This is a genomic window from Paraburkholderia sp. BCC1885 (assembly GCF_900996235.1).
GTDB lineage: Bacteria > Pseudomonadota > Gammaproteobacteria > Burkholderiales > Burkholderiaceae > Paraburkholderia.
This window is the reverse complement of record NZ_CAAJGM010000279.1, coordinates 1-2,111: the sequence shown is the minus strand read 5'-3', so window position 1 is coordinate 2,111 and position 2,111 is coordinate 1. Positions and strand designations below refer to the sequence as shown.

At 61.3% G+C, this 2,111-nt stretch carries 2 protein-coding genes; both read right to left on the bottom strand.

The window, feature by feature from the left end:
• Positions 1 to 73 precede the first annotated feature (73 nt).
• Positions 74 to 1,642: an IS66 family transposase gene (gene tnpC, locus FQ755_RS35960; RefSeq protein WP_144162801.1), complete on the bottom strand. Its 1,569-nt coding sequence runs from the start codon at positions 1,640 to 1,642 to the stop codon at positions 74 to 76.
• A 30-nt stretch (positions 1,643 to 1,672) separates the two neighbouring features.
• Positions 1,673 to 2,017, bottom strand: coding sequence for an IS66 family insertion sequence element accessory protein TnpB (tnpB, locus tag FQ755_RS35955; protein WP_074294021.1), 345 nt, complete (start codon positions 2,015 to 2,017; stop codon positions 1,673 to 1,675).
• Between the last annotated feature and the right edge of the window lie 94 nt (positions 2,018 to 2,111).

Genomic DNA, 2,111 nt, shown 5'->3' with positions numbered 1-2,111 from the left:
GGTAAGCGGCTCACGTGGGCCGTTCGTCCACGCGCGTGCACGTGAGGCATGATGGTGATCCGGACTTGGACTGTCAGGTAGCGGGTGTCGGCGGACTGGCTGGCGTGTGCAGCTTGTCGGCCACGCGCCACGGCAGAAGCTCGTCGATGCGATTGATTTTATGGTCAGCGATGTGAGCTAGCACATAGTTCAGGTAAGCGCGCGGATCAATGTCGTTGAGGGCGCACGTGCCAATCAATGAGTACATCGCAGCAGCACGTTCACCACCGCTGTCGGAACCGGCAAACAGGAAATTCTTCCGACCCAGGCTTACACAACGCAACGCGTTTTCCGCGATGTTATTGTCGATCTCGAGCGTGCCGTCTTCGCAATATAGCGTCAGGGCGCGCCACTGGTTAAGCGAGTAGTTGATCGCCTTGGCAGTGTCGGACTTCGACGACAATGTTTCGAGCCTGGCCTTGAGCCACGCTTCATAGATTTGAAGCAGTGGCCTGGCTTTCTCCTGCCGTATTTGTAGCCGTTCGGCCGCTGGCTTGCCGCGAATGGAGGCCTCGATGTCGTATAGCGCGCCAATGTATTCAAGCGCTTTTTGCGTCGTGTCGGACGGCGTGCGCACGTGGATGTCGTAGAACTTTCTCCTCGCGTGAGCATGACATGCCGCTTCCAGTACGGAGCCACCCAGGAACAGCTCATCGAAGCCCGCGTAAGCATCCGCTTGCAGGGTCCCCCTGAAGCCGGCGAGATGAGTCTGAGGGTGGATGCCCTGTCTGTTCGGCGAGTATGCGAACCATACCGCAGCGGGTTGCGTCGACCCCGAGCGACGATCGTCGCGCACATAGACCCATAGCCGACCGGTGCGGGTCTTCCTGTTGCCCGGTGAGAGCACCGGGATCGGCGTGTCGTCCGCATGCAGCTTGGCGGCCGACACCGTATAGCGGCGCAGCGCCTCAATCAGCGGCGCGCACAACGCTTCGCATTGGCCGACCCAGCGACCCATGCTGGCCCGGTCGAGCGTCACGCCGTCGCGCGCCGCGATCGCCGATTGCCGATACAACGGCTGGTGGTCTGCGTATTTCGAAACGAGGATATCCGCCAGCAAGCTTGGATGGGCGATGCTCCGCTCGATCGGAAGGCCGGGCATGGGTGGCTGCCTGATGGTGCTGCAGCATGGGCAAACGAATTTGCGCCGGATCGTGCGAACGACTTTGAACGCCGCTGCGACCCGGGCGAGTTGCTCGGACACGTCCTCACCGAGCACCTGCATCTGTTGACCGCAGTCCGGGCAACTCGATTCGGGCTCGAGCACACGATCCTCACGCGCGAGGTGCGCAGCCAGCGCTTGCCTCGAAGCCGCTTCGTCCATCGTTGCATTGGAGGAGGAAGCGTTTGCGCCTCGAGCTTGCGCTCGCTCCACGTCTGCAACGCCGCGTCCGGCGGCCAGATCCTCGAGTTGGGCCTCGAGGGTCTCGATCTGCCGCTGCAACTGTTCGGACTTGCGGCCGAACTGCATGCGTCGAAGTTTGTCGATCTGCGCCTTAAGCTGCTCGATCTCGACATCGCGTTCAGCAAGCAGACTACGGGCCTCGACCAGCAAGGCCTTCAACAATTCGACATCGTCTGGAAGATCGGCGCCATTCGACATACGCCGTAGTTTACGAGTCCGCGGCGCGGTTTACAACATCGATAACGCGGCGGTACGACGGGGCTGTCGCCAATCGATGCCCTCGAGAAGCATTGACAGTTGTGCTGAACTCAGATGGACCTTCCCGCCGTCGGCCTGGGGCCAGATAAAACGGCCCCGCTCAAGCCGCTTCGCGAGAAGCCAGATTCCGTCCTCCGTTGCCCAGAGGATTTTTACGAGGTCGCCCCGGCGGCCCCGGAAGATGTAGACGTTGCCTCCCAGCGGATTCTCTTCAAGCGCCGTTTGTACCTTCGCGGCCAGTCCCTGGAACCCACATCGCATATCGGTCACGCCTGCAGCAATCCAGATGCGCGTACCAACCGGCAGAGAGATCATGATCGCAGACTGCCCAGCACGGTACGCAGCATGTCAGCGTCGACCAGGCCGTCTACCTTAACCACCGCACGGCCGATGCGGATCTCGATCGTGC